Origin of the sequence: Neobacillus mesonae (assembly GCF_001636315.1) — a bacterium.
Lineage (GTDB): Bacteria > Bacillota > Bacilli > Bacillales > Cytobacillaceae > Neobacillus > Neobacillus mesonae.
The window spans coordinates 32,025-57,874 of sequence record NZ_KV440949.1; the positions used below are offsets into that span (position 1 = coordinate 32,025).

Below are 25,850 nucleotides of genomic sequence, written 5' to 3' on the forward strand. Positions count from 1 at the left end.
AAGGTCGTAACACTCTCCGCTTTATAAAATTATACCTTTGCTTTTAAGCTATCCAGTTCCTTTATTACTTCTTCAACGGCTGTGACATCAGCATACTTTTGCTGCATATCAAATAGATTGATAGCGTGAGACGCGATTCCTCGGTCAAACGAACACTCTTCCGGAACAATCACTCGATAATTATTTGAGAAAGCATCAATAACAGTTGCCCGTACACAACCGCTTGTCGTACAGCCCGTAACAATTAATGTGTCCACATGATGTGCTGTCAGATAAGAAATCAAAGGTGTACCATGAAAAGCACTAGGCTTTTTCTTGGAGATAACCACTTCCCCATTTTGCGGTTCGAGCTCTGCAACCACTTTCGTTCCCTTTTCACCTTCTAATAGGTTAGAATGGTCAAATATGTTTCCTTTAATCGCTACACGGTCATTAGAGGAGGTTTTGCTTCCTTCAATAACCGTATAAAAAACAGGAAGGTTTGCTTCTCTTGCAGCATCCAGCAAATTTTTAATATGACCAATCGCTGTCCAACTGGTTTCTCCACAGCTTGTCGGATATTTCCGAATGGACTCATGAATATCCTCCGGGGAGTCCCCTGTAAAGCCATATTGTACATCAACAATAACAAGCGCGGGTTTCTTGCCGATACCCATTTTGCTTCCTAGCCCTGCACCTTGATAGACTTTCTTATCACGTTCATCCAAATATGGATCCCAAATTCTCATGAAAAATCGCCCCTTTTTTATCCGTAAGTAATCACACGATCATGGTCCACAGTTAGCTGCACAAGTACATTTGGTTCAGCAAGCTCAACCTTTTTACCGCTGAGCTCTTGTTCATTTACGCCGCGGGCACCGCAGGAAATTCTTGATAGATAAATGTCTCCGCCACCTGCAACAATCTCATCGAAAGATTCTTTTAATGGTGTAACTCCATCGCCAATCCCAATCGTACTTTCTAAATGTTCATTTTTAATTAACTGTACTGCACTTCCTGCAAGAAACATGGATACTTTATGACCTTCCCTAATAGCGGTTTTGGCAATTAAGAAGGCACGATCTGCCTGAGTTGGCGCTTCAGGTCCATGTGTCAAATGAATAAGGATTTTTGCCATTTGTTCTTCCCCCTGATTTTCGTAAAATATTGATTAGGTCTTTAGGCTTTCGCTTTTCACTATTTTTCCATTATTTGCCAGCGTGTGCAGAATTGAATTCTTCGGATAGAAGATATCCCGCATTTGGCACAACCGGCTTTAAGGTAAGCTCTTTTAATAATTTATAAACAGTTGAAACAGCTGCGGAAAGCACAGGTTTTCCTAATTTATCCTGCACCTTTTGGATAGCAGGAAGAGACTGCATTTGTACACATGCAGATAAAACAACAGCATCTGCTTCGCTCACATCTAAATCATCCACAATAGTAACAAGGTTTAATGGGTCAAGTCTTCCTACTTCTAAATTGTCAGCAACCTCTAAGCTAATGGAATCCGTAACTTTAATTCCCTCAGATTCAATGTATTCAATAACCATATTCGTTAATGGCTTCATATAAGGAGTAACAATCGCGATTTTCTTTGCTCCTATGGCTTTCACACCATCGATTAAGGCGCCAGCACTGCTGATGACCGGTACAGGAGCACTATTTTCCTTTGCAACTTTAGAAAGGCGGCTTTCCGACAGGCAGTGGTAACCAGGACCTTGAGACATGATGGCCACTAAGCAGGCATAAGCAAGCGCATCACAGCGCGCATCCGAAAGTTCCAAGGCACAACGATCACTATCAATGTCCATTTTTGCTAATTCTTCTTTTGTTACCTTCATCATGCGCATACGGCTGGAATGGAAAGTAAACTTCTCATCCTGAATCATTTCTTCGCGAGCCTTTAGCATCGCCGGGATTTCCTTTTCCATTGTTGTATTCGAACTAGGCACGATTAAGCCTAAACGGTATTCTTTACTCATTGGTCATCCTCCATCTCCATTAATCTTTATATTTGAGGTGAATTACGAAAGAATGCTTTGTGATTTTAAAGGATTAGAAGACTTCTTGTCCGCGGGCGGGACAAATTTCCACTTTACTTCCTCGTAATCCGCTTCTTCCAACGCTTTATAAACCGCACTATGTGAATCATATTTGACATCCGGAATTTTACGCAGCTTAACAGTAGTTTCCACTTCGGAAACAAATGGGAAAGGATCGACGACAATGGATCCATCTCCCTGTCCTTGAACTGTAATCATCGTTCCTTTGCTTTCTAGGTCTCTTCTAACCGGTCCCATAACCAATTTATTAGTTGTATCCGGCTTATGCATTGATACATATTGAGACAACCGGTCCATAAATTGAACAATCTCATAGTTAATCCATAAATGGTTTTCGAATTCGCTTCTTGGACCTTGTTTATTCCATAATTCCATCTTCAGCTCGACCCATTCTTTTTGCATCTGAATGATTGTCTCATCAATTTGCGGAGCTAGGTCTTGGGGAATTTTAAAGGTAAAGGAAGGATCATAACCAAAACGGCTTGTATAAAGCCCCATCCAGTGCATTCCGACCAATAACCCGGCATAAGGATCCTCGGCTTTTACTTTTTCATATCCTTTCCCATAAAAATCAACATGCTGCAGCAGGTTAACACTTAGAAAAGGAACTGGCTGACCCGCTAGTTCATCAAATAACACTTTTTCATCTGATTCAATCCAACCGATATCATGCTTTTCAACTGCCAGACACATGGATTCAAAATACTGAGGACGGATAAATTCCTCGTTCCCCCAATACCTTGCTACTTCCCCAGCCTGTACGGAATGATCATATTGGTTGACAATATACAAATATCCATCCTCATGCTTGGTAATAAACATAATCAGTCTCTCCTTTTAATCTAGTTTTTCCATCTTTGCAAGGGCTGCTAGCTTTCAAAGCAAGCAGGTTGTTTTCTATATTTCAGGAAATGCCAATTTGTTCTTTTTTTTCTGGTGAGCTTTCACTTTCAAAAATAAAAACATCGTCAATATCAAGCGGCTTTTCTCTTGTAAACAAATTCTTATATGTCTTTGTGATGTCGGGCAATTTCGTTGCAATATTGAACATAAGCGGGGCAAGTTCTTTCCTGACAGGTTCCCTTGTTAAAAACTTCTCTAAAATCAATTGAAGGTTTTGGATTAGTTTTACTTCTTCATGACGTCTTCTTTGTACTTGTTTAAGTGTCTCAAGTGATAAGTCATTATTTTCAAACCCTTTATAAAGAACATCCGCTGTTATCACTGCCGTTCCCATTGCAAGTGTGCTTCCTACTGCTCCCCACGGGGTAACACAGTGGGCCGCGTCACCAATTAATAACAGGCCGTCCTTTGCCCATTCTCTTACATAACGCATACGGCAAAGAAGGAGTACGAATTCTTTGAAATTTGTTACATTTCCAAAATAATCTTTTAAAATTGGCATATCTTCAACAATCTTCGCCTTGAAAGCTTCAATGCCTTCTTTTCTAATTTTCTGATACTCGCCTTTTGTTAATGAAACTCCACACTGAATATATCCACCTAGTTTCGGAAGGAATAGGTAGTTATAATTTTTCTGGAAATAGAAGTGGTAGATATTGTAGTCCCAAGTTTTAGGTTTTTCAAATGAGAACCATAATAAATCGTTATCGTGATACTCAAGATCCACTTCAAATTTGCCAAGTTTTTCGATGGTTGAGTTTCGTCCATCTACGCCAACTGTAACTCTGGCATGGACATTCAATTCTCCTTCAAATACTTGTTCTTTCAAAAAGTTGATCTGCTCGCCTGACTTAGCCTGAGCATGTACTCCAACCGTCTTTTCTCCTTCTTTTAGAAGGCTCCTTACTTTTGTATTAAAAAGAAGCTTAAAGTTTGGATATTCTTTCGCTTTTTTAAGCAGCGCGGCTAAGAGAGTAGGCTGTGTCAACCTTGCACAGTAGCTTTCCTCTTCAATTAAAGTATTAAATTTAAGGTTCATGATTGGATTACTGTTATGGAATACAGTCACCTCAGGTATCTTTACATGATCAAGTGATTCAATATAATCTAATAAATTCAATTGTTTCATTAGTTGGACAAATCGCGGCTGGGTAATTTCACCGCGGTACTCTCTGTGAAAATCTGGATTTTGCTCAAGAACTGTAATTTTTAATCCTTGTTTAGCCAAAAGCAAACCTAGCAGCATTCCCGCGGGGCCAGCACCAACGATGCACACATCAGACTTCATTTCTTTTATTGTATTCACCACTTTTTTCCTCCCCTTTACTAACTTTATTTTTTATCACCAGCCATATTGTTTTAAAAATAGTCTTTATAATGGTTGCATATACCTAACCGGGGTTCTGTATTTAAAACAATATGACTGCCCGCATTCATTGCCATTCTTTTCAGTTCCATCATCTTCGCGGGGATGATAGCAAAAACCTCGTTCAGTGTTGATAGTTTGGCAGTTTCTAGCACATGATCAAGTAACGCCGATATTAATATTCACCCTTCTTTCTCTGAAGGACCCTTTTTTATTGTCTAGCTCCAGCGCCCTAGCGGCTAGTGTCCTTCGCTCTCCCCCCTACGATAAGTCAAGCACGAATGCGCCTCCGGCTCTTCGTGTTTCCTTTATCTCAGTTGGAGCGCTCCACAAGGAATGCTTCGGCAGCATAGACATCGCACGAAGAAAAAGCGTTAGCTTTTTCGAGGAGGCCATACGCCGCTGACTAGGGCGCTTACGCTTTTCTTATTGCTTCCCTTATTTGTTCAGGTCGTATTGGCAAGGAAGTGATGTTGAGCGGGAATTTATCCAAAGCATTGCTAATGGCATTAGCAAGGGCCGGCGCTACCGCAACCGTTCCTCCTTCACCTGCTCCTTTGACACCTAATGGATTTAAAGGGGAAGGAGAGTTTTCCAGGATATTAATATCAACTTCAGGGACTTCCATTGAACTTGGCAGTAAATAGTCCATAAATGATCCAGTGACTAGCTGTCCATTGTCATCATATCGAAGCTCCTCATAAATGGCGCCCCCTAGACCCTGGGCCATTCCACCTACAAGCTGCCCGTGAACAAGCATCGGATTAATCGCTTTACCTACATCATAAGCAATATAATATTTTTCAATTTTCACTTTTCCTGTTTCGGAATCAACTTCAACCTCTGCTGCATGTATCCCATATGGATAGGACATATGATCAATTGAAAACGTATACTTTTCACGTAGTTCGACCCCTTGTTTTTTCGCCACGTCCAGGATATACGCGATTGAGCAAATCTTTAGCCCCGTGGTGACTTGGGTAATCACTTCCTCTTTGATATCGAGATTCTCGCTTGGAAGATTGTATTTCTTTCCTGCGAACTGCAATATCTTCTTTTTAAGCTCAGATGATGCGTAGTATGCGGCAGAACCGCCAACCACAGTTCCCCGGGTTGCAAAGGAACCATTCCCCTTTTCTACCACATCCGTATCCCCATGGATTACTTTCACCTTTGAATAAGGAATTCCCAATTGCTCGGAGCATATTTGGGCAAGGGCTGTTTCTACCCCTTGGCCGATATCCGATAAGCCTGTTTTACAAATCAATTCTCCGTTATCCGTAAATTCAACTTCGCAAAACTCCCAAGGTCCTAGTCCAGACTTTTCAACAAACATAGCAAACCCTAAACCAATATACTTTCCTTCCTGTTCGGCTTGGGCCTTTCTTTTATAAAAATTCTCCCAATCCATTTCCTTCCGTGCAATATTTAGAATTTGTGGATAATCACCACTGTCGTATTCTACAACCTGCCCTAGGGCGGAAATGCCATTCGTGTACGGCATTTGTTCAGGTTGAATTAAATTCCTTTCTCTTACTACAGTTGGATCTAGATTAAGTTTCTTTGCGACTAAATCGATAACCCTTTCCCGTACAAACGAACCTTCAAATCTGCCAGGTCCGCGATATGTTCCGGTTGGCCCCTTATTGGTTGCAACTACATGTACTTTGAATTCTAATCCTTGAATATCATACGGTCCGGCAAACATGCCCTGGGTCAAAACCGGAACCGTAATCCCATGAGTGCGGATATAGGCGCCCGTATCAACAAAAATTTCATCTTTTAATGCATGAATTCTTCCCGTTTCATCAAATCCAACGACAACATGATGCTTCTGCTCACGGGAATGGTTTGTCGCCTTCATATGTTCCAGGCGGTCTTCAATCCACTTAACAGGCCGGCCAAGCTTAAGCGCTGCAAAAGGGATAAGATAATCCTCTGGATAAAACTCTCCCCTTGGTCCAAATCCTCCGCCAACATCTGTCTCGATAAACCGGATTTTTTTTATATCCTTCTTTAATAGCCTGGATAGAATTTGATGATTAAAATGGACTACTTTTGTTGGTCCATATACAGTTAAGCGCTCATCCTCATCTACAAAAGCAAGGAGCCCCCTTGTTTCCATTGGAATCCCTGAGTGACGCTGAACATATAATTCTTCCTCAATTTGATGCGGGCTATTTTTTAAAAGCTCATCAATATCTCCTTTTTTGGAATGGATCAGGAAGAGATCGTTGCTTCCAATTTCCGGATGCAAAATATCTGTGTTGGGATGAATCGCTTGATGTACGTCAGTGATGGGATCTAACGGTTCATAATATACATCTACCAAATCTGCGGCATCCTCTGCTGTATATCTTGTTGAGGCCACAATGAGTGCAACCGGTTCCCCGGCATACCGAACTCTATCTTTTGCTAGTGGATACTGCAAAGCCTTTGTTAACGCGTCATTTGGTGCAAGTCGCATTGGAATTGGCTCAAGGTCCTCAGGCAAATCCTTACCAGTCAAGATTAAGTGAACATCTGACATTTGCTTTGCTTTTTCCGTATCTATACGAAGAATCTTAGCATGAGCATGTGGGCTGCGAAGAATGAAAGCTTCACATTGGCCTGGCAGCTTGATGTCCCCTACATATTGGCCCTTACCTGTAATTAGGCGTGGGTCCTCAATCCGCTTTACACTAGTGCCAATAGTCATACTTCCACCTCCCCCCTAGAATGTATAATCTTTTTATCACTTGGTCCTTCCACGCTCTCTTTATTCTTATTCATTAATTCTGCCGCCATTTCCACGGCGTCCACGATATTTTGATATCCCGTACAACGGCAAAGATTACCGGAGATACCTTCCCTGATTTGTTCCCGGGTAGGGTTAGGATTTTCCTTTAGAAAATGACAAGCAGACATCAGCATCCCTGAAGTGCAAAAACCACATTGGAGGCCATGTTTCTCCCAGAAAGCTTCCTGTAAAGGATGAAGATCGCCGCCCGGCTCTGCTAATCCCTCTACTGTGGTTATCTCTGCTTTGTCGGCCTGTACACCAAAGGCCAGGCAGGACCGTACAGCCCGGCCATCCATTATTACCGTACATGCTCCGCATATTCCATGTTCACAGCCGACGTGTGTCCCTGTTAAACCAAGCTCATCACGTAGTACGTCGGATAATAACATCCGGGGCTCAACTGTTACGTTATACTCTTTTCCATTCACGGTTAATGTAAGGTTTCTTAAATTACTATGCGACATGGTTTCACCCCCGAAAAAATACTAGAAAATTAATCTTGTTGATGACTAGCCCTTTTGCAAGCCAATTTAAGGACACGCTTGGCATATGTTATAGATAAATCTTTTCGATATTCCGCACTTGCATGTATGTCCGGCTCAGGATCAATTAACTCCCCTATTGAATGGCAGCATTCAGCTATTAACTCATCGTCAGGAAGCTTTCCGATTAGTCCATCTGTCACTTCTTCCAAGACTACAGGAACTCCGTCAACCCCTCCTAGACAGAGTGTGGCGGCTCTTATCTTTCCTTCATCGTCAAGAGTTGCAGAAGCAGCTGCCAAGACGATGCCAAAATCCCCTTTTCTTAAAGTGAATTCATCGATTGCAAATCCTGTTCTTTTTGACGGTAAGGGAATTTCGACTGACACCAAAATCTCATTCATTTCGATTGTGGTTGTCAAATAGGTCATAAAAAATTCATCGGTCGTAACCGTCCTCAGTCCATCAGGTGATGCTAGAGTAATCGTTGCTCCCAATGCGGCAAGCATAACAGGAAGTTCCGCGGTAGGATCTGCGTGTGCAACACTTCCCCCAATTGTTCCCCGAGACCTTATTTGGGAATGTCCGATTAATTTCATTCCTTCTGGCAGTAAAGGACAAATTTGTTTCATTTCCTCCGACTCCTCAACTTGATAGTGACGAGTCATTCCGCCAATTTGGATAGATGAATCTGTCACACGAATATAGTTGAGTTCAGATATATTACTGATGTCGATAATTACTTTTGGGCGGGCCAGACGCATATTCATCATCGGGATTAGACTCTGTCCACCCGACATGATTTTGGCGTCAAAACCAAAGTCCTCCAATAAGTCTAATGCCTCATTAAGGTCTGTTGGAGCATGATAGTCAAAAACTGCTGGTTTCACGATATCCCTCTCTTTCCCGGCTAAATCGTTTATTCCTATTCTACTTAAATGGCTGTTCTCGTTTTTGTTTCCTTGGCAATTCTCTTAAAGAAGTCTTTAACAATCATTTTGGCAATTCCGGACAAGATTCGCTGTCCAACCCCTGCAATCAGGCCGCCTACCTTTGCTTCCCCATCATATCGAATGGTTGTCTTTGAATTTTTATAATCAAGTTCAACCACAGCATTCCCTTCAATGAATCCCATTTTACTGTCAGCTTTCATAAGAAGTCGGTAGCTGTTTGGGGCGGATTTCTCAAGGATTTTAATCTCTGCCTGATATTCACCGCGCACCGCTGCGATTCCGAGGGCGATTTCTGCCTTGTAACTGTCCGGCTCGACTTCAGTTAAATCTTTACACCCTGGGGTTGCCTTCTTGAGGACCTCTGGATCATTCAAAGCGTTCCAAACCTCTTCCTGGCTAGCATCAACAATAATTTCACCTTGTACGTTCATTATTCATAACCACCCTTACTTTATTTTTCAGCTAGTAAGCTTTACCTTTCCGATGACAATTCATAATTATCAGAAATTTATTTTCATAAATAAAGTATAAAATATATTATATATAATTGTGAAATACCTAAATTTTATATAATCATAAACTTTTTCTATTTGCTTGATTATTAATTTACTATAGTAAAAAGCCTAAACTCTCGGATGACAAAAAGAGAATTTAGGCTCTTTGGATGAATTTACAACCCCAATTGATACACCATTTAGATAGAACTTACTTTCTCTATTGGATTTTCAAGTATTTCAGTTTCCTCCGTTTGTCCTCGTGTTTCTTTACCAAGAAGCAACACGTTCAAAGCTGCAAGGATACATGTGCTGAAAAAGAGGATGAAAATAGTTTCAATCTGAAAACCTGCCGTCATCATTCCACCGACAACTACAGGGGCGATAATAGACCCTATACGTCCAAGCGCATTTGCCATCCCTGATCCTGTAGCCCGTACTTCCGCGGCATAGTTTTCTGTCGCATAGGCATATATCGTACCCGTAACCCCTGGAAAGAAAAAGTTTAAAGCGAGTCCTGAGGCAAGAAGTGCCGTTACAGTTTCAGCATTTCCAAAGAAAAGTGAACTAATAGCTACACATATCAAATAGCCAATAAGGACGAATTTTCGACCTATTTTTTCAATCAGCCACGCTGCGCTAAAAAATCCTGGCAATTGGGCCAAGGTCATGATTAGCACATATCCAAAACTTCGAATGAGGTCAAAACCTTTCAGGACCAGTATGGATGGGAACCATAAAAACATGCCATAATACGTAAACATAGTGAGTAACCATAGAATCCAAGTCATCGTGGTGGCACGTGCATATTTTGGAGTCCATAATGTTTTTAAATTCCCCCATACGGAAGTGCGCTCTTTATCCATCTTGTTAAAAGTGGCTGATTCCGGAACTCCGCGGCGGATGTAGATGGCGATAAAGGCAGGAATTGCGCCAATAAGAAGCGCTGCGCGCCATCCCCAGTTCGGTATTACAAAATAGCCAATTATTGCAGCTAACAACCAACCTACCGCCCAGAAACTCTCTAACAGTACAACCCAACGCCCTCTTGTTTTGCTAGGAGCGTGTTCAGCAACAATTGTAGCCGCTACCGGACCCTCCCCTCCTAGACCTAATCCCATAAAGAATCTTAGAACCAAAAGTATGGCAAGTGATGTTGAAAGCGCAGAGAGTCCACTACTGATGCTAAACATAATGATTGTAATCGTTAATACTTTCATGCGGCCAATCCGGTCCGCAAGCACACCAGCAATGATCGCTCCGAAAAACATCCCGATTGCATTAATGGTTCCAATCCACCCAGCTGTAGCATGTGTCATATTCCAATCCTGAATTAACGCTGCTGTTAGGAACCCAATAATTCCAACATCCATTGCATCAAACATAAAACTCGTACCTGAAACCAAAAATACTTTTCGAAAAGATACTGTTTTAGTATTATTATCACTCAAAAATGTTCACCTTCTTTAACAGGGATTGGATAAGCCAAAATCTTTTAAACCTAGATTCAAAATGAATATCTTTAGGAGATAGAAAGTTTCTTATATTTTGTGAGATTAGGAACACTTCTAAAACTATTTCCCTACGGTTTTTGCTTTTCGAGCCCTTGTTAAAAAATGGGTCATGCTAAAAAGCACAACCCTATTGTCTCTCTAATAATAAGGCAAGACCTTCTATATTGTTGAATTGTTCTACACTATCAATCAAAGAAGTCTTCTTGTCATTACAGGCGGAAGCCTTAACAATGTGCATATTTACAAAAACATACCTAGATTCATAACTGTTAATACAGTCTGATCGGGATAGATCGTCCTTTGAGAAATTTTCCATTTTCCTTCTTCTTTCCGAATTACATCTTCCCGTTCTCCCATAATTTCTTCCGTTTGAAGCTCGGAAGCCCTGCTTCGTTTGTAGAAAAAATAAGTTCGGACGTTATATTCATCAGAAACAGCACTCGGTGTTATCATGATGTTCGTGATATAATGCCTTTGTCTAGTAGGTGGATCATCGACCCAGGCCGAATTCGTATAAAGCCTCTGGACTCTTGTTTCAAGTGACTTTTTCGTTTCTTCAAAGTAGGTCATTTCATCCACTATATCGGAACCGTCTCTTCTTTCTTTAGTCACACGTAGTGGCATACGATATTTAACATCATCCGTTAATAAATCAAACCATTCTTTATACATCCGATGGTCTAAAAAATAGGCTTCTTGATGGTAAAATTGACTAATTTCAAGGTGTAACTTTGGATCCACTATATTTTGCTGAAGTTGTAATTCCAGACTCACTTCTATTCCCTCCTTTTAGTCCACAATCCCTTTTGAAATGAGTTCAAACCAACGCTTATGAATATTTTTCGCTAAATTATCCGTGTAACAAGATGGGTAAGCAACACCTGGTCCAGGGAACGTTTCATCTGGTTCAAATACTGATTCTCCAAGCAGGTAGTTATTGACATTGTTATAATTTAATTCTTTATCTTCCATCATGAGCGCGTTGTTTACTTGAGTGATACGAGCCCAAACCTCTGTATCATCCTGCTCCAATGTGCCGGAGGGACCAAAGGAACCAACATATGATTTATATGCTTCTTCCTTGTATTCTTCAGGTGCTGCCTTATCAATTAAAAACCAACACCAAATTTCTACTTTATCCGGACCTAAAGGTCTCCAAACCCGAAGATTTAAGTAGTTGTGCATTTCCCCTTCCGTCCCATGAACTGGACTGTCAAATGCAAAGTTAGGGAAAACGCCGCCTATGAAAACCGTTGTTTTTGATAATACTTCAGCTTGTTCCGGGCTTAAATTTCTTTCAAACATTGGCCACATGGATTCAGGCATTGTTTGATATTTATAAGGTGAGCTGCCTGTGGCAGAGGTAATGATACTTAAACCGTGACCGTTTTCTAAGACGACCTGATGGCCATATCCCGCATAATTCGGGTCACTCGGGCTAATTCCTAATTCTACTGTGGATCTATGGGTCGTTTGCACATGATAAGGATCGGAAGAGAAGTTTTCATGCGTCATCTTCCAATTTGCTTGGGCTACCCAGCGTTGAGGGACCCCTCTAACCTCCATTCCTCCGTCACTTCTGCCCAACAGGATGTCTAAGTACCATTTCATATCCCCAAGGTACTCTTCTAAGGGAACAGCTTCATAATCCAAGTTTCCAAAAATTAACCCTTGATATATCTCTACCTTCGGAATTGGCCGAAGCCCCCAATCATCCTTCACCATATTTTCCCCGTACACTTTTTTCCCAGAAACTACACCAATTAAATCTCCATCGAGGTTGTAACTCCATCCATGATAGGGGCATGTAAACGTTTTCTTATTTCCGAAATCAGCCGTGCATAATTGCGCGCCTCTATGCGTGCAAGAGTTAAGAAAGGCTTTAATCTCACCTGATTTTGTTTTTACGAGTAATATAGGATCACTAGCCATCCATCTAGTTACATAACTTCCAGGCTCCTTTATCTCTGATTCGTGCCCAAGAAATTGCCAAGTACGGGCAAAAATCTTCTTACGTTCCAATTGATATATTTCAGGATCTGTCACTACCCATTGAGGTAATAAACCCTGTTCCATTTTTTCTTTCAGCTTCTGAAAAATCTCCTTATTTAAGTTATCTTTAACCAACATTTCCTGCTCACCTCAATTTGTCTATATTCCATTTGTAAGATAATTCTTTGGTAGATTCATTATTTATGTGTAATACTGAGTGTCAAAATTACCTATTAATATGTTTGGCGATTCTATCACTTCATCCATTTAACCTCCATCCAAATATTAGATACACTAAATATTAACTAAAAGTGTTCTTTCAAAACGAATGTTTGAAATTCTCTGCTAATTATAGTTTAAAATGTATAATATATAATGTTAAATACTTATTATTTATTAACGAATAAAAAAAATGAATGTTAATGCCCGTGCCTTCCTTAAAAAAAGTTCACCTTTTTTGATTAGAAAAAAGCTCATGCGCCCTGGTCAGCGGCGTATGGTCACCTCGAAAAAAAGCTAACGCTTTTTCATCGTGCGATGCCAATGCTGCCGAAACCTTCCTTGTGGAGCGCTCCAACTGAGATTGGCGACAATACTCATAGAAAAATTGAGGATCCAAAATAATAAAGTGCCAGGCACCTTCCTGATTTCTGGTTAGTGCCTGGCACTTTTGTACGGTCACACCATATTTATTAAGTAGAGGAGGTGTCTGGCAGCAATTTTCTTGTTTTTTTAATGTAAAGCATACAGAGGATTCCGACAACCGCCAGATACGGTTCGACCATCCATAATTTAATGTAGCCGGTTTGGACAAAGATGAATGGAAATTCGATCACCGCATGTATGAAGATGACAATGGAAATTTTCTTTTTCACGACACCCATCAGCACGAAAAGGCTTAACGCAATTTGTATAAACACGGCAAAAAACCGCTCAACAGATCCCAATAAATAGTAGAATACACCTTAGCTTAATACCGTGTCTTTTATCGATGCCAGCTGATCTGCCGGCATTTTCCCTGTCATTTCTGTCTCTAAGGTACCCTAATTTATCATAATGACGAACAAAATGTTTGGTAGAATGAGCATTAGCATCGATAGAACAGCTTCAATCCGCCCCATCCGAAACCAAAGGGGATCAGCCTTTATAGTCATGAAACTTTTTAAACAGCCAGATAAATAATAGGAATCGGCCCAACTCTTCAAAGATTCCTGTGGCCATTGCTCCGTATAAACCAAACAGCCATGGGTGATCTCATAATTCGGGAAATTGACCACTACAACAAAATGTAAGGCTTTTTCCAAGATCTATGTAAAAACAAAAAATCCTACCGCCCCTAGAATGAGCGGCTTTACTGCAATACCTGTTCTTTTTCGATAAAACATATCAGTCTAACAAATAGCACAAATGAAAAAATGATGGGTACAAACATAGAAACGATTGTAGCCGTGCTTACCATCCAACTCCCCATTTTGATGTGTTGCAATTTTATAAACAATAAAAATATTAAAGCGAGATTGGTTATAGGTCAATAATCATTTGTTAAAAAATAATTTAGCTTCCATTATCTTCAATACTAAACAGAACACCAGAATTCTATTGGGTCCCCTACGCAAAAAACTGCCCAAGATATTGAGCAGCTGATCTTCGAAACTATTTAATTCCTATTGCTTTTTTCGTTGATAATACTGTCAGATAACGATCTTTTTAGTAGAGACGGAATGCTTTTTTGTATTTAGGTTTAAAGACCTAATTCCTTTGCTGAAATTCTGTGAAGGGTTCTCCACTATCCTCTTTTTGTTCGATTTGATTTACCTTATTAGCAATATATTTATTTGTATAAACTAGTAATAAAAGGAACAAAACTAAAAATCCGCTAATAATTAACAAGAAATTTTGAAACCAAGCACCGAAATCTAAGATCTCCATTGATATTCCTCCTATTCATATTTTCATTTTCTAGATTTAGAATATATTTACCCAAAAACTAGTTTGCCAATCATATAAATGATAGTTTAGGCAAAAAATTCTGCAAAAGCGCTGCAGTGTATCACCATAAGGTTTTTATCAACTAAAGAAAGGGTATTATTTTAGCAATAATAAAAGAGGATGTGAATCATCATGCTGTCTACAAAGCAACTTGATACATTAAAAAAGAGGCTTGAGAAGGAAAAACAGGAAATTAAAGACCAGATTGATTTTAACAATAATTACAATAAAATGGATACTAGCTTGCGAGAAACAGTCGATGAATTATCGGCATATGACAATCATCCTGGTGATCTGGGCTCTGAATTAATGGAGCGTCAACGAGAATTTGCATTAGAGGAACACCAGGATAAAGAGCTCGAAAAAATAAATAGAGCACTAGATGCCATCGAAAATGGATCCTATGGAAAGTGCCAGGTATGCGAGGAAGAAATTCCCTTAGAGCGGCTGGAGGCTCTTCCGACCACTTTATATTGTATAAATCATACTCCGGAAACAGCTCTCGGAGAATATCGCCCTGTTGAGGAAGACCTCATAGAGCCCTCGGAAGTCAATTCCTTCAGACATCAATCCGAAGATGGGATTGTCGATACGCAAGATAGTTTTGAGGAAGTCGCTAGATTTGGAACCTCGGAAACTCCATCAGACCTTGTTGGTGATTATGATAGCTACAATACTCTGTATAACAAAGGGAAAAACGAAGAATCATATACCGAGGATTACGAAAACTATTCTGCCACTGACATCACAGGCCAGCAAAAAAACGTAATGCCGTCCAGAAAATTGGAGGAATACAAGGACCTGCTGGATAGAAAAGGAATAGACTCCAAAATTGGTGATATTCCATATAAAAAAGGTGACAGCTATATAAACGATAAGAACAACTAAGACTATATCTGGGTCAGAATTCCAAATAAGTGGGTCTGACCCTTTATTACATGCTTTCAACTAACGTAATCAAGTTTATCAACCTTTTGTTTTGAGAAGAATGATTAGTGAGGTGATGATGATGAAGATAATATTAATTTTAGGTAGTATTGTTGGGCCAGCTTTAATGATTATCCTGCAAATGAAATGGAGAAAGCTCCAGACCCTTTTTAATTTTGCTGCTATCCTATCAGCACTGATCTTTGGTAATATTGCTGCCCTTGCGATACTTGAAATAATCAAAGATAATACAGTCTTTATGACTAATATTCATGGCATATTTCTAAATCCATTTTTCTTATTTACAGGCGCCTATTTAGGGGTTTATTTGCTCTATATTCTTATCTTGCGGACATTCAAAGCTATTACCTAAGCTGTGACTGTTACTGCCATTACAGAAACTTAGTCCTCCCAAATCAGTTACTTGCATGCAAAATCCGAATTTTTTTCCATCGTAATTGACATCCCCCATCTTTTTATACATACATTGAAAGAGACACAAGAATAATCCATGTGTCTCTTATTGTATAATTGACTCATTTAGACAACAATGCAATAATTTGTATGCGCATTTTTACTATTCTACTAGATTGATGGTGTTATTTGAGATGGATTTTATTAAAGTTCAAAAGGGCAAGAATGGTTGGAAACGGTATGTTGCTTCATTTATTGTTATTATTTCCTTTATTTTTCTGGCGGGTATACCTTATGGAATCGTTGGCGATTGGATTGTTCGGACGGATGGAAATCCCGATACCTATTATGATATGGAAAAGGCAGATTATGTGGGACTCAATCCGCTGCTTTATTTTGCCTTAATGAATACGACGTTTATATGGTGGCTTTTAGGCATTTTTGTGGCTGTTCGGTTTATTCATAAGCGGAAATTTAAGACACTGATTACGCCAAATCGAACTATCGATTGGAAGAGAATCGGCTTCGGTTTTATCACGTTTTTTGTCATTCTGGGCATCACTTCAATCATCGATGCCATGCTTAATCCCGGAGATTATTCATTGAATAAAATCAGCCTTTCGGAATATTTAACTTTATTTGTCTTAGTATTGGTTTTGACCCCCATTCAAACCACTTGTGAAGAGGTTTTCTTTAGAGGCTATCTCATGCAATTGATTGGCAAGTGGATTCGAATCCCAATTATATTATCCCTAATTGCCGGCGTGATATTTGGATCTCTTCATTTTTTCAATCCTGAAATGGGTTATTCTCCTCTATTAGTCGGGGCGGATTACGTACTGACCGGATTCATTTGGTGTTATATCTCAGTGAAAACAAACAGTACCGAATTGTCCATTGGAGCGCATGCAGCCAATAATATGCTCTTGAGCTGGTTTATAACGATGGATGACTCCGCTTTTGGTGATATCCCATCCTTATTTGTAGTGAAAAACATTGACCCCGCCATTTCACTCGTGTGGACCGCCATATCCCTGGGGATCTTTCTCTTCATTTCATTGAAAAAATATCATTTTACAAGATTGTGAGAAAAAATACTGCCTGGCAACTAATCTTTAGAATTGAAGGGTTGAAATGAAGACGTATTGATGTAAGTTTTCTAGCATTGAGTCTAAACATAAAGTAAAACAATACATTGTACGCTGTTCATCAAAAAAAGCGAACCGCCCATGTTATTTTACATGTCTGACGGTTCGCTTTTTTTATATTAAAACCATAATCTTTTATTATAATCATACTCATAAGGGTCAACATTCTCTTCCTCTACTGTTTTCGGGGCACATACTTCACATGGCTTGTCCTGGTCGTTATGTTCACATTGTTCAAATAGTAATTCCATTGTAGATTCCCCCTCCCTTTTATCTACCCTTATTATAATGTAAACGTTTTCATATTTCTAGTGTTTTTTTCTGGTAAAAATATTAGAATAATTTTCAATGTAGTAATTTTCTCAACTCTATCGCTTGCCTGCGGCTAGTATTGATCACTTCTTCTGCTATTTTTTTACTTTCCGAATCAAGGTCTCCCCTTACCAGTTCCTCAGAATATTCAACACCGTATTGATCTACACCCTTTAATGCATCCTTAATGATTTCAGTTGTGTCGTTGGGAAGCATGACCTTATGCATTAAGCTGTGCATCTTGCCTGATACCCCTTCGCTATCTGCAGGAACGCCATTCAAATTTTGAATCCGTTCGGCAAGTTTTTGTGCATTTTGCTTTGCCTCCTGCTGCATCGATTGAAACCTCTGCTTTAATTGTGGATCCTCCAGCCTTTGAATATGATGTTCAAAGGCATGAATGCCCATATAGGTCCCTCTTAATAATGTATTTAATTCTTCAACGACAATCTCTTCGTCCTTCATCAGCTCACACCCATTTCCCTTTTTCCCTTATTATTACAGTTTAAAGAATTATTATCCTTGATCTTTTTCCAAGAAAATGATTAGTATGAAAACGGACGGTTACATTGCAAGACAAAAAATTTTAGACTGGTGGTTGTATTCCACTACTTATTTCATTTTTTTTGACCGATTTTAAACCGAACAAAACTCGTAACAAATTAACTTTGCGAATGATAAAGTGATATAAAAACATAATGATTAAAAATATTAACGGTACTAAAAACACTACTTTAATTGGTACTGCCCAATTCAGGTTATAGATGAAAAAACCTAGTATGATAATGATCGGCTGATGAAGTACATAAAATGGCATAGAAGCTTGGCTTGTATACTTTAATGTCCCATTTGAGAAGTTTAAGTATTTGTCACCTAAATATAGGATAAAGAAGAGTACGTTCCATACTAAAACAACTCGAAGAATCATAAACAAAACCCAATTCAACGAAACATTCATCGGAAATCCGTTATACATTACCCAAATTAGATAACCAACGGTAGTAATACCGCTTAAACAACCAGATAAGACTCCAATTCTACGCACAAATTCCCTTAAAGACTCTTTTGCAAAAAAGAAATATCCATAAACGTATAATAGTAGATAAAAAATAATCCCCCAACTAGCTAAATTCACAATAGTATTAACGGTTAATGCCACTGCCAATAAAGGGATTGGCAGAAAAAAGTAATGAAAAGCTCCAAAGATTCTATGTTCCACTTTTTTTCTCAGCTTAATAAAAAAAGGCAACGTAACAACAGAAAAAAGCAGCAGCATCAAAAGGTACCAAAGATGATGTCCGAAAAAGGCAAAATTACCTGTTCCACCCATTTCCAGATACAACCCGTCAAAATAATGAGGAAAGAACTTTAAAAACGAACCATCAAATTGATTGTTTGTTACTCTTTCAATGTACACTTGAGGTGGTGACAAAAGAAATATCCCTAGAAGTAATGGTAATCCCAAGCGCAAAAATCTTTCTTGCATAAAACTTTGGGAATTTCTTTTGTTTAAGGCGTGATAGGTACTTATTCCGGAAATAACAAAAAATAAAGGCATGATCCAATTGCCCACAAGGAGGGAAAAGATCTCTATATAGGAATGATTAATGATGTTATTCTTAATGTGCCATTCAAAAGAATTAAAGAACATTGAACAATGATAAAGGAATACCATCAACATGGCCAATACCCTTATCCAATCTAAATCGTAATATCGTACATAACGGTTTTTATTTTCCATCAAATTCCCCTTTAAATAGAATATACCACTCAACAATTATAGGACTATTTTACCAAGTTTTTTAATAATTTGAAACAAATATACCATTTTAACAAAACAGGGCTAATAAACAATGGGGAGATTCAAAATCTAATTGCCCTACAAACAGATTGAAAAACTTATCAGTATAAATACCAAGCCTCTGCTGGACTGTGACAGCAGACAGGTTCCAAAAGGTATACCAAAATGGGTGTTAAAAGGTGTGTTAATTGAACGTTCAATTTTAGTTCATGGAAGACGATGATTATTGAAGTTAATTGAGCCGATAAACGACAATGCTCACAATGTAGACTCATTATCCAAGTTTAAGCTACAAGAATTAGATTTCAATAACGGAAATCGTTGCTTGATGAAATTATTACTTGGAGCGGTGCTCTAAAAACTTTAGCTTTCACTTGAATTTTTGTTTAATGATTAAACTCTTATTTATTTGTCTAATCTGTATATAGGATTATAACTATTATTTTAGGAGGAATTCTTGTGACAAAGACTAAATGGAACGTAGACCCCGCACATAGCAGTATCGATTTTGCTATTAGACACATGATGGTATCTAAAGTAAAAGGCACTTTTGAGACCTTCGAAGCCTCAATCGAAGCGGATGTGGAGGATTTAACTACTGCATCAATTGAATTTTCAGTAGACGTGAACAGTATTTCTACTCGCAACCAAGACCGAGATAATCATTTACGCTCAGCAGATTTTTTTGATGTTGAACATTTTCCTAAAATGACATTTAAATCTACCCAGATTGTAAAGAAAAGCCCAGGTGAGTATGAAATTACAGGAGACTTAACAATTCGTGGAACAACTAAACCTGAAACTTTTATGGTTAGTTACGAAGGCAGCGGTAAAGACCCTTGGGGAAATGAAAAGGCTGGTTTTGAAGCTCACGGTTCCATTAGTAGAAGTGAATATGGATTAACATGGAACGCAGCTTTGGAAACTGGTGGAGTATTAGTTGCAGACCAAGTTCAAATTTCATTGGAGATACAAGCTTCCAATGCTTAAATGGTTATTCAAAAAATGAACTACATAATAAAAACAAAGCAGTTGATTTAAACTGCTTTTTCTATTGCTAATTTGCTTTCTTTAAATGTGTTAATAAATATACTAATTGAGTTGTGACATGCTATTTTGTTCAAAATAAAACCCGTTTAATACTCAGATGTTTTTTAAATTTGTATTCATCTTACCCATAGAAAACCCACCTTATTTTATGGGATATTTTAAGAATACCTTTTGTTACCGGTTGGAATGTATCTTCCTTTGAATTAGGATTCTATTTAAAAACAATATGGTATAATTTTAACGTAATTTCGAGGAGGGACAATGTGAACAAAAAGAAAAAGATACTTCCTTTGTTAGTAGTTGTCACCCTGTCCTTTTCTGGTTGTTCTTTTAACTCACAACCAGACAAGTTAACGAAGGCAGAAAAAATAGCAAAGGATAAACAACAAAAAGAAAGAGAAAATAAAGAAAAAAGTGAGCGGTTAAGTAAGTACACACGGGAGAAATATGGATTTGACGTTGAATTTTTATATAGTACTTGTAATGGCTGTATAAGTAACACTAAAGACCAGGTTCAGAGAACGGACATTCCTGAAATTAAATTTGAAATTAAGGGAAGCGGTATTCCCAAATATAAATATGTGGATGATTATCAGGAATACTATAAAATTTATCAATTTAATCAGAAATATTTGCAATCAGATGCCTATCAAAAACTAAAAGAAATCGGCTTTGAACAATCTAATTTCCTAGGTGAATATTATTACGATTATTCAAAAGAAGACAAAAATGGAAAATCTATAAACGTTTACGCCCGTGACGCTGACTTTTATCTATTTAGACCAGGAGGCATAACCAAAGAATCAGAGCTGCAATTCATTTATGACGCTTTCCCCATCCTACAAGAGTTAAAACAGGAATTGAAAAAAACAGGCTATCAAATAGACGAATTAATCATTGCAGATACCAAATATGCAGAGCCAATTCTAAAGAATGAGTTACAAAACTATAATGATGAAACGGAAATCAGGATCGCTGACATACATAAAATCAATACACTAGAAGAATTAAAAATGGCAAGGGTCGTTAAGGACTTCTAAATGAAATGGGGTGTCAGGCACCATGTGAATTTTTCACATGGTGCCTGACACCCTTCTTCGTATGAAACCTGTAGATTTTCACATCCTATAAGGAAATGTTATTAGCTCGGGGAGGTTGAAATAAAATATGGAGCAAATGATGATTGATTCGATCAGGGATTGTTCGGTGCCTTTTGAGGATTTTCATGATTTGGATGTTATTTTACGTGAAATTGACCAGCAAAGGTTGGTCTTGCTTGGGGAGTCATCCCATGGCACCTCGGAATTTTATAAAATCAGAGCAGAGCTTTCAAAGCGGCTTATCGTCGAAAAAGGTTTTACGTTTATTGCCGTTGAAGGAGATTGGCCAGCATGTCAAGATGTTAATCAGTATATCAAAGGTTGGGATCGGCAACATACTAATGCGCAAGATGTTGTCCAAGCCTTTAACCGCTGGCCGACCTGGATGTGGGCCAACGAGGAAATCGTGGACTTTATTGAATGGCTGAAGCAATACAATCAATCGCAGCCACGTGATAAGCAGGTTAGTTTTTACGGCATTGACGTCTATAGTCTGTGGGAATCGATGGATGAGCTCTTCCGTTATTTGAAAAAAACAAATTCACCCGAACTCGAGGCAGTACGAGATGCGCTTGCCTGCTTCGAACCATTTAACCGGCAAGCAGAGAAATATGGGGTTTCCGCTGCTTTCTATCATGAGGATTGTCGTGATGAAGTGGTAAAGCTTTTAACCGACATCTGTTTAAAAAGGAATACCTACTTTGACGATGTAGAGAGCGGATTGAATCTTGAGGTGAACGCTCTTATAACGGCTAATGCTGAGAACTATTACCGAACGATGGTGACCGACGATACCGAGTCGTGGAATATTCGGGACCGTCATATGGTTGAGGTCCTAAATCGAATTATGACATTCTTTTCCCACCAAGCAAAAGGAATTGTCTGGGAGCATAATACCCATGTTGGGGATGCGCGGGCCACAGACATGGCTGACGAAGGAATGGTTAATGTTGGCCAAATTTTAAGAGAGCAGGAAGGCGTCGAACAGATCTATATCGTAGGTTTCGGGACACACCGGGGCTCCGTCATTGCCGCCAGCCAATGGGGCGATGATTTTAAAATTATGATCACACCGCCGGCAGAAACAGGCAGCTGGGAAGACCTGTTGTATAAGGCCAGTGCGTCTAATAAGATTTTGATTTTTAATGAGAACAACAAAGAACTCTTTCACCAACCCGTTGGCCACCGTGCCATTGGAGTTGTTTACAGCCCAAAATACGAACATCTAGGCAACTATGTCCCATCCAAGATGTCAGAAAGATACAATGCCTTTATCTACGTTACTAATACAAATGCCCTCCAACCCCTTCAAGTTGAAATTGCCTATCTTTAAACGGTGTCAGGCACCATGTGAATTTTTCACATGGTGCCTGACACCCTTGCTTGTTAGTAACTGTAATGTTGTTCAGGGAGATTGTCGTATACTGCGGGATCTGCTGTGTTGATGGTGCCGTCTGCGATTGCTTTTGCGGTTGAATCGATTGCTGTGAATGCTTGTTTGATGATGTATCCGTTTGATTTTTGTCCAAGAACATATGGTTCGTACGAATGGTCAGCCATTCCGCGCATTTCAAACAGCATGACGGATATCCCGTACTGAAGCGCCATGGCATTCGATGCAACACTCGTGTTAGTGGAAGGCTCATCATATTTTAATACATGCCCCCACCCTTTCGAATTCACATTTTCCAAGAGAACGGCGGCCAATTTTTTCGAATTGAGGAGAACCTCCTTGTCAACATTCGGATGATAAGGCGCCAGCACAGAACCGGAAGTTAATTTTCCAAAGTAATCCTCCTGGGTGCCTTGGTGATGTAAATCGATCATATAATCAATATGATATTTTTGTAGAACATTTTCGTGTAGAGCGCGGGTTTCAGGTGCTCTTTTGTTAACATGGTCGCGGTTCAGGTCAAGCCGATCAGCGTTATATCGGGTAAGATGACGTCCGCTTGCCATATAATTATCCAGTGAAAAATTCACATCCCCCATTGCCCCATCTGCATTAAACATTGGAACAATCAAGATATTCACGTTTTTGAGCATTTCTTTTATATTCTTGCTGTTTGAACCAAGATGACGAATGTACTCAAGCGCCCCTTCAGTTGTCAGCGCTTCATTACCATGCTGCTGGGTGAGATACAGGATGGTCGGATTTTTTGGATCTGTTATGTATTTGACAAGGAAGATGTCCCGCCCTTTTACTGTCTGGCCGATTACTTCAAGCCCCATGTTTGCCTGTTTGGCGGCTTCTTTTTTTAGAAATGCAGCCATTTCGTCATAGGTTGTCAGCATAGCTGTCTGAATTGTTTCATTTCCATTTACATCAGGACCGTTGCCAGTTGCATAAACCGGTGAAAAGCTCAAGCTGGACGTTGCAATCAGTGCTGATAAGGATAGTGCAAAAAACTTTTTCTTCATCTTATTTTCCTCTCCTTCATATTGGAATCAATCACTTTCATTATAGAATGAAAGCGCATTCATTACCACGGATTAGGAGATTATTAGATAAAAATAAGCCTAAACGACTAATCTAAAATAGATATATAGGACCTTGGTGCAATAGACCTGGTTCTTCCTCCTTGTATTTCAAACTTTATTAAATCAAAAAACTGCCCAAAAAATGAGCAGCTAATCTTTGAAACTATTTAATCCCTAGTGCTTTTTTCGTTGCAGGTCCAACAACTCCATCTACTGTCAAATGACGGTCTTTCTGGAAAAGACGGACTGCTTTTTCGGTGTTTGCTCCAAAAGAACCATCAATCCCTTTTGTACTGTATCCCAATGAGGTTAGTTTCTTCTGAAGTGTCGTTACAGCTGGTCCTTTACTGCCTCTTTTGAGGATGGATGAATTTGTTTGGGCGGGGGTTGATACTTTACTTTCTCCACCTATCACCCTATATCCATAGGATGCTGCAATAGACTTGAACGATTTCCCCGAGGAGGTAATAATGACCGGCGTATTAACAGGAACCTGTGCAAACAGCCATTCTACTTGATTGTCATACATCCGGACACAGCCACTGCTGACATAATGGCCGATGGAGCTTGGATTGTTGTTTCCGTGTATCCCGTAAGTGGTTCCCCATGTTCCTCTTGCATTCAAACCGAGCCAGCGGTTGCCAAGCGGATTTCGAGGGTCGCCGCCCGGAATTTTGCCCTTGTAGTAGGGACGGTTGACAATTTTGTTCACAATTTTAAACTTGCCTTCTGGCGTTAAGGAAGGGCTCCTCCCTGTTCCTACTCTAAATATTTTTTGCAGCTTACCATTCGCGTAATAAGCAAGCTGGTTGTTTTGTTTATTAATAATAATCAACTTGCCCCCTGTCGCCGCAAAGCTAGTTGTGACCCCCACATTTAAACTAAACAGCATGAGAAATCCAACAACAAAAAGAATAAACCATCTTTTTTTCAAAACAATCCCCCCACCATATCTAAATAACCAGTCGGTTTATCCTATGTTGGGAAAATTGTCCTGTATACCATTTTTATTCCAAATATTAATTGGACGATTTGAACCTCTTTCACTATTATTCCTGTCTATGTATGGACGAAAAAAGTACCAGGCGCCAACCTGAATTCTGGTTAGTGCCTGGCACTTTTATAAAAAGCAGACATTAGAACTGTCCCGCTAGTTTCCTGGATAGTTCAAGCTGTACCCCAATGTCTCAATAAAATGGACAAACGCCTTCACGACATTCCATTCCAAGGATTCCTTATGGTAATACATCCATGTTCTGCGTAAGATTGGGTTTCCATTTTGGTCTGTCAAATCAATTTTATATAAACCCTCTGTATCCATGAGCATACGGCTGGGTATTATGCCATAGCCTAACCCATTTAAAACCATTTTTTTACAAGTATCCACCTGATCCACTTCTATACTGATAAAAGGAGGTTGGATATAGTTTTCTGCCCACCAATTATCGATTAAGGTTTTTAATAAGAAATCTCCGCTATAGTCAATTCTAGGCAGTTTAGGCAAATCCACAAGATCAATCTCTTCTCTAGACGTTACAGAAACGGTTTCTTCTAATAATAAAAATTTCTGTAGTCCTCGAGGGCTGTAATCACCACGGACAAAGCCGATATGAACATCCTTGTTGTGTATGAGTTTTGTTACATCTTTACTCCAGCCCGTAATGACTTTAAAATCCACATTAGGGTACTGGCCTTTAAATAATTTCAGAATATGCGGCAGTTCATAATTCGCAAAAAAGTTAGAAACACCTAATTTCAGTATTCCTGCTACCTCATTACCTGAGTGATTACGCATATTCCTGACATGATCCTTTATTTTGTTAAATTGAGCTAGGATATCATCCGCACATCGAACAAGATATTCCCCCTCTGGGGTAAAATGAATCCCTCTACTTTCACGGGTTACTATTTTGACACCTAATTCTTCCTGCATTTGCTTTAATCGGTTGGTTAATGCAGGCTGGGTTATAAACAAAAGGCGTGCTGCTTTCGTCAGGTTCTTCTGGCTATAAAGAACCTTCAATATTTCCCAATCGCGATAATCCACATTCCCACCCTAATTCTTCCATATAATTTTTTTTTATATCACATTATAAT

At 39.2% G+C, this 25,850-nt stretch carries 27 protein-coding genes; 6 read left to right on the top strand and 21 right to left on the bottom strand.

Features of this window, described 5'->3' with window-relative positions; genetic code table 11:
- Positions 1 to 29 precede the first annotated feature (29 nt).
- The 15 genes from A6749_RS00125 to A6749_RS00195 all read right to left on the bottom strand — a co-directional run bounded on the left by A6749_RS00125 (position 30) and on the right by A6749_RS00195 (position 14,460).
- Positions 30 to 728, bottom strand: a complete 699-nt coding sequence (locus A6749_RS00125) for an isochorismatase family protein (RefSeq protein WP_066383163.1) — start codon at positions 726 to 728, stop codon at positions 30 to 32.
- 17 nt (positions 729 to 745) lie between these two features.
- Positions 746 to 1,117, bottom strand: a complete 372-nt coding sequence (locus tag A6749_RS00130; RefSeq protein WP_066383166.1) for a DsrE family protein — start codon at positions 1,115 to 1,117, stop codon at positions 746 to 748.
- A 70-nt stretch (positions 1,118 to 1,187) separates the two neighbouring features.
- Positions 1,188 to 1,964, bottom strand: a complete 777-nt coding sequence (locus A6749_RS00135) for a maleate cis-trans isomerase family protein (protein ID WP_066383168.1) — start codon at positions 1,962 to 1,964, stop codon at positions 1,188 to 1,190.
- Positions 1,965 to 2,006: 42 nt separating this feature from the next.
- The gene (locus A6749_RS00140) at positions 2,007 to 2,867 is read right to left on the bottom strand and encodes a DUF3891 family protein (protein ID WP_066383170.1); all 861 of its coding nucleotides are present in this window, start codon (positions 2,865 to 2,867) and stop codon (positions 2,007 to 2,009) included.
- Between the two features lie 82 nt (positions 2,868 to 2,949).
- A complete protein-coding gene (locus A6749_RS00145; RefSeq protein ID WP_153042982.1) occupies positions 2,950 to 4,254 on the bottom strand; it encodes an FAD-dependent monooxygenase in 1,305 nt (434 codons plus the stop codon).
- Between the two features lie 475 nt (positions 4,255 to 4,729).
- Entirely contained in the window at positions 4,730 to 7,012 is a 2,283-nt protein-coding gene (locus A6749_RS00150; protein WP_066383177.1) for a xanthine dehydrogenase family protein molybdopterin-binding subunit, read from the bottom strand.
- Positions 7,009 to 7,560, bottom strand: a complete 552-nt coding sequence (locus tag A6749_RS00155; RefSeq protein WP_066383179.1) for a (2Fe-2S)-binding protein — start codon at positions 7,558 to 7,560, stop codon at positions 7,009 to 7,011. The genes A6749_RS00150 and A6749_RS00155 overlap by 4 nt, the downstream gene beginning before the upstream one ends.
- A 29-nt stretch (positions 7,561 to 7,589) precedes the next feature.
- Positions 7,590 to 8,468, bottom strand: coding sequence for an FAD binding domain-containing protein (locus A6749_RS00160; RefSeq protein WP_066383181.1), 879 nt, complete (start codon positions 8,466 to 8,468; stop codon positions 7,590 to 7,592).
- Between the two features lie 44 nt (positions 8,469 to 8,512).
- Positions 8,513 to 8,962, bottom strand: coding sequence for a CoxG family protein (locus tag A6749_RS00165; RefSeq protein ID WP_066383184.1), 450 nt, complete (start codon positions 8,960 to 8,962; stop codon positions 8,513 to 8,515).
- Positions 8,963 to 9,225: 263 nt separating this feature from the next.
- On the bottom strand, positions 9,226 to 10,410 hold the full coding sequence (locus A6749_RS00170) for an MFS transporter (protein ID WP_066400548.1): 1,185 nt from the start codon (positions 10,408 to 10,410) through the stop codon (positions 9,226 to 9,228).
- Between the two features lie 369 nt (positions 10,411 to 10,779).
- Positions 10,780 to 11,313 (bottom strand): 3-phenylpropionate/cinnamic acid dioxygenase subunit beta, encoded by a 534-nt coding sequence (locus A6749_RS00175; protein ID WP_236719603.1) that lies wholly within the window; start codon positions 11,311 to 11,313, stop codon positions 10,780 to 10,782.
- Positions 11,314 to 11,328: 15 nt separating this feature from the next.
- Entirely contained in the window at positions 11,329 to 12,669 is a 1,341-nt protein-coding gene (locus tag A6749_RS00180; protein ID WP_407937498.1) for an aromatic ring-hydroxylating oxygenase subunit alpha, read from the bottom strand.
- Between the two features lie 554 nt (positions 12,670 to 13,223).
- Positions 13,224 to 13,478, bottom strand: coding sequence for a YhfC family glutamic-type intramembrane protease (locus tag A6749_RS00185; RefSeq protein WP_066383186.1), 255 nt, complete (start codon positions 13,476 to 13,478; stop codon positions 13,224 to 13,226).
- 190 nt (positions 13,479 to 13,668) lie between these two features.
- Positions 13,669 to 13,773 carry a YhfC family glutamic-type intramembrane protease gene (locus A6749_RS29330; RefSeq protein ID WP_407937522.1) on the bottom strand — a complete coding sequence of 35 codons (105 nt, stop codon included), beginning with the start codon at positions 13,771 to 13,773 and terminating at the stop codon, positions 13,669 to 13,671.
- 507 nt (positions 13,774 to 14,280) lie between these two features.
- On the bottom strand, positions 14,281 to 14,460 hold the full coding sequence (locus tag A6749_RS00195; RefSeq protein WP_066383195.1) for a hypothetical protein: 180 nt from the start codon (positions 14,458 to 14,460) through the stop codon (positions 14,281 to 14,283).
- A gap of 192 nt (positions 14,461 to 14,652) precedes the next feature.
- On the opposite strand from A6749_RS00195, the gene A6749_RS00200 reads away from it, so the two are divergent.
- From A6749_RS00200 to A6749_RS00210, 3 genes are all read left to right on the top strand, one after another.
- A complete protein-coding gene (locus A6749_RS00200) occupies positions 14,653 to 15,408 on the top strand; it encodes a TraR/DksA C4-type zinc finger protein (RefSeq protein ID WP_066383198.1) in 756 nt (251 codons plus the stop codon).
- Between the two features lie 121 nt (positions 15,409 to 15,529).
- Positions 15,530 to 15,820: a transposase gene (locus A6749_RS00205; protein ID WP_066383201.1), complete on the top strand. Its 291-nt coding sequence runs from the start codon at positions 15,530 to 15,532 to the stop codon at positions 15,818 to 15,820.
- A 235-nt stretch (positions 15,821 to 16,055) separates the two neighbouring features.
- On the top strand, positions 16,056 to 16,949 hold the full coding sequence (locus A6749_RS00210) for a CPBP family intramembrane glutamic endopeptidase (protein WP_066383208.1): 894 nt from the start codon (positions 16,056 to 16,058) through the stop codon (positions 16,947 to 16,949).
- Positions 16,950 to 17,128: 179 nt separating this feature from the next.
- Here A6749_RS00210 and A6749_RS29105 read toward each other — a convergent pair whose 3' ends face one another.
- The 3 genes from A6749_RS29105 to A6749_RS00220 all read right to left on the bottom strand — a co-directional run bounded on the left by A6749_RS29105 (position 17,129) and on the right by A6749_RS00220 (position 19,062).
- Positions 17,129 to 17,260: a hypothetical protein gene (locus A6749_RS29105; RefSeq protein WP_269085672.1), complete on the bottom strand. Its 132-nt coding sequence runs from the start codon at positions 17,258 to 17,260 to the stop codon at positions 17,129 to 17,131.
- Positions 17,261 to 17,354: 94 nt separating this feature from the next.
- Complete coding sequence (locus A6749_RS00215; RefSeq protein WP_066383212.1) at positions 17,355 to 17,786, bottom strand: DUF892 family protein; 432 nt, start codon at positions 17,784 to 17,786, stop codon at positions 17,355 to 17,357.
- Between the two features lie 121 nt (positions 17,787 to 17,907).
- Positions 17,908 to 19,062 carry an acyltransferase family protein gene (locus A6749_RS00220; protein WP_066383215.1) on the bottom strand — a complete coding sequence of 385 codons (1,155 nt, stop codon included), beginning with the start codon at positions 19,060 to 19,062 and terminating at the stop codon, positions 17,908 to 17,910.
- 519 nt (positions 19,063 to 19,581) lie between these two features.
- Between A6749_RS00220 and A6749_RS00225 the strand changes: the two genes are divergently transcribed.
- The 3 genes from A6749_RS00225 (at position 19,582) to A6749_RS00235 (ending at position 22,605) form a co-directional block, all read left to right on the top strand.
- Positions 19,582 to 20,112 carry a YceI family protein gene (locus tag A6749_RS00225; protein WP_066383218.1) on the top strand — a complete coding sequence of 177 codons (531 nt, stop codon included), beginning with the start codon at positions 19,582 to 19,584 and terminating at the stop codon, positions 20,110 to 20,112.
- A 323-nt stretch (positions 20,113 to 20,435) separates the two neighbouring features.
- Positions 20,436 to 21,212, top strand: coding sequence for a hypothetical protein (locus A6749_RS00230; protein ID WP_066383221.1), 777 nt, complete (start codon positions 20,436 to 20,438; stop codon positions 21,210 to 21,212).
- Positions 21,213 to 21,339: 127 nt separating this feature from the next.
- Positions 21,340 to 22,605 (top strand): erythromycin esterase family protein, encoded by a 1,266-nt coding sequence (locus A6749_RS00235; protein ID WP_066383223.1) that lies wholly within the window; start codon positions 21,340 to 21,342, stop codon positions 22,603 to 22,605.
- 53 nt (positions 22,606 to 22,658) lie between these two features.
- On the opposite strand, the gene A6749_RS00240 is transcribed toward A6749_RS00235, so the two are convergent.
- From A6749_RS00240 to A6749_RS00250, 3 genes are all read right to left on the bottom strand, one after another.
- A complete protein-coding gene (locus A6749_RS00240; RefSeq protein WP_066383224.1) occupies positions 22,659 to 23,693 on the bottom strand; it encodes a M14 family zinc carboxypeptidase in 1,035 nt (344 codons plus the stop codon).
- A gap of 223 nt (positions 23,694 to 23,916) precedes the next feature.
- Positions 23,917 to 24,687: a L,D-transpeptidase family protein gene (locus A6749_RS00245; RefSeq protein WP_066383226.1), complete on the bottom strand. Its 771-nt coding sequence runs from the start codon at positions 24,685 to 24,687 to the stop codon at positions 23,917 to 23,919.
- A gap of 216 nt (positions 24,688 to 24,903) precedes the next feature.
- The gene (locus tag A6749_RS00250; protein WP_066383229.1) at positions 24,904 to 25,800 is read right to left on the bottom strand and encodes a LysR family transcriptional regulator; all 897 of its coding nucleotides are present in this window, start codon (positions 25,798 to 25,800) and stop codon (positions 24,904 to 24,906) included.
- Positions 25,801 to 25,850 lie beyond the last annotated feature (50 nt).

What these genes read in the sequence shown, in the direction of transcription:
- A6749_RS00240 (WP_066383224.1), bottom strand. Translation starts at nt 23,693, where the DNA reads ATGAAGAAAAAGTTTTTTGCACTATCCTTATCAGCACTGATTGCAACG.
- A6749_RS00165 (WP_066383184.1), bottom strand. Translation starts at nt 8,962, where the DNA reads ATGAACGTACAAGGTGAAATTATTGTTGATGCTAGCCAGGAAGAGGTT.
- A6749_RS00140 (WP_066383170.1), bottom strand. Translation starts at nt 2,867, where the DNA reads ATGTTTATTACCAAGCATGAGGATGGATATTTGTATATTGTCAACCAA.
- A6749_RS00130 (WP_066383166.1), bottom strand. Translation starts at nt 1,117, where the DNA reads ATGGCAAAAATCCTTATTCATTTGACACATGGACCTGAAGCGCCAACT.
- A6749_RS00220 (WP_066383215.1), bottom strand. Translation starts at nt 19,062, where the DNA reads ATGGAAAATAAAAACCGTTATGTACGATATTACGATTTAGATTGGATA.
- A6749_RS00205 (WP_066383201.1), top strand. Translation starts at nt 15,530, where the DNA reads ATGAAGATAATATTAATTTTAGGTAGTATTGTTGGGCCAGCTTTAATG.
- A6749_RS00125 (WP_066383163.1), bottom strand. Translation starts at nt 728, where the DNA reads ATGAGAATTTGGGATCCATATTTGGATGAACGTGATAAGAAAGTCTAT.
- A6749_RS00215 (WP_066383212.1), bottom strand. Translation starts at nt 17,786, where the DNA reads ATGAAGGACGAAGAGATTGTCGTTGAAGAATTAAATACATTATTAAGA.
- A6749_RS00195 (WP_066383195.1), bottom strand. Translation starts at nt 14,460, where the DNA reads ATGGAGATCTTAGATTTCGGTGCTTGGTTTCAAAATTTCTTGTTAATT.
- A6749_RS00170 (WP_066400548.1), bottom strand. Translation starts at nt 10,410, where the DNA reads ATGTTTGATGCAATGGATGTTGGAATTATTGGGTTCCTAACAGCAGCG.
- A6749_RS00180 (WP_407937498.1), bottom strand. Translation starts at nt 12,669, where the DNA reads ATGTTGGTTAAAGATAACTTAAATAAGGAGATTTTTCAGAAGCTGAAA.
- A6749_RS00235 (WP_066383223.1), top strand. Translation starts at nt 21,340, where the DNA reads ATGGAGCAAATGATGATTGATTCGATCAGGGATTGTTCGGTGCCTTTT.
- A6749_RS00135 (WP_066383168.1), bottom strand. Translation starts at nt 1,964, where the DNA reads ATGAGTAAAGAATACCGTTTAGGCTTAATCGTGCCTAGTTCGAATACA.
- A6749_RS29105 (WP_269085672.1), bottom strand. Translation starts at nt 17,260, where the DNA reads ATGGAATTACTATTTGAACAATGTGAACATAACGACCAGGACAAGCCA.
- A6749_RS00210 (WP_066383208.1), top strand. Translation starts at nt 16,056, where the DNA reads ATGGATTTTATTAAAGTTCAAAAGGGCAAGAATGGTTGGAAACGGTAT.
- A6749_RS00155 (WP_066383179.1), bottom strand. Translation starts at nt 7,560, where the DNA reads ATGTCGCATAGTAATTTAAGAAACCTTACATTAACCGTGAATGGAAAA.
- A6749_RS00200 (WP_066383198.1), top strand. Translation starts at nt 14,653, where the DNA reads ATGCTGTCTACAAAGCAACTTGATACATTAAAAAAGAGGCTTGAGAAG.
- A6749_RS00150 (WP_066383177.1), bottom strand. Translation starts at nt 7,012, where the DNA reads ATGACTATTGGCACTAGTGTAAAGCGGATTGAGGACCCACGCCTAATT.